Here is a 793-nt window from a genome sequence, read left to right as displayed (position 1 = left end):
CATGAGAGTACATAATTTCTTGTTTGCTCATCTCTTTATTATTTGAGACAAACTTACTATCTTACATCATCTTATGAAATATGTGGTTGCTCGGGTGCATACTTTGAGACAAACTTACTATCTTACATCATCTTATGAAATATGTGGTTGCTCGGGTGCATACGTTTTAATCGATTTTTTAGAGAGGATATATTAGATGCTTTTTACTTCAATGATATCTACCAGTTACAAAGATTGGCTGATAAATGGAAAGAGGATTACAATTTTAACCATCCTCATAAAGCATTAGGGAATAAATCGCCTAAAGAATATAAGCCCAGATTTGATGAAGAATTTAAATTCTTCATCAAATCTGAACATAATAAGAATTATTTGTCGAATTTAGAGGTGTCCTAAAAAAGGGAAGCCTACATAGAAGACGATCTAAATCATCAATGATTACAATTATTTTCTTATTGATACGTTGAATAGCTAGATTAATTATATCTTTCTCACTTTCAACGTCTAAAAAGGCATTAAATCCGTTTTGAATAGAGTCTATTAAATTATTTGTATCAATTATCTGAATTGCTTTTAAATAATTATTAAATGATTTAGAAAATCTAGAGTCATATTCTTTTAACTCTTCAAAAAATGCTTGAAAAAAATCAAACTGAATTGTTTCAATACTTTTGGAATGTCTAGGATTAAATTTTACGAGTATATATTTTTGTTCTTCTTTTAAAATCCTTTTTTCTAAGAGTGCCAAATAAGAGCTTTTACCATACCCCCATTTACCTACAATACCTATACT

Annotated in this window: 2 protein-coding genes; one reads left to right on the top strand and one right to left on the bottom strand. The window is 28.6% G+C overall.

Features of this window, described 5'->3' with window-relative positions:
- Window positions 1–141 precede the first annotated feature (141 nt).
- Window positions 142–396, top strand: a complete 255-nt coding sequence (locus GOQ24_RS17050; protein ID WP_160340096.1) for an integrase core domain-containing protein — start codon at window positions 142–144, stop codon at window positions 394–396.
- Here the strand turns inward: GOQ24_RS17050 and GOQ24_RS15540 are convergent.
- On the bottom strand, window positions 347–793 hold a 447-nt coding region (locus GOQ24_RS15540), incomplete at its 5' end, for a P-loop NTPase fold protein (RefSeq protein ID WP_208103237.1). The genes GOQ24_RS17050 and GOQ24_RS15540 overlap by 50 nt on opposite strands.

Origin of the sequence: Myroides sp. LoEW2-1 (assembly GCF_009767705.1) — a bacterium.
Classification (GTDB): domain Bacteria; phylum Bacteroidota; class Bacteroidia; order Flavobacteriales; family Flavobacteriaceae; genus Flavobacterium; species Flavobacterium album_A.
Note: the sequence above shows the minus strand (reverse complement) of the source record. Positions and strands in the feature narration are given on the sequence as shown.

Coding starts and splice junctions, on each gene's coding strand:
- GOQ24_RS17050 (WP_160340096.1), top strand. CDS start 142: ATGTGGTTGCTCGGGTGCATACGTTTTAATCGATTTTTTAGAGAGGAT.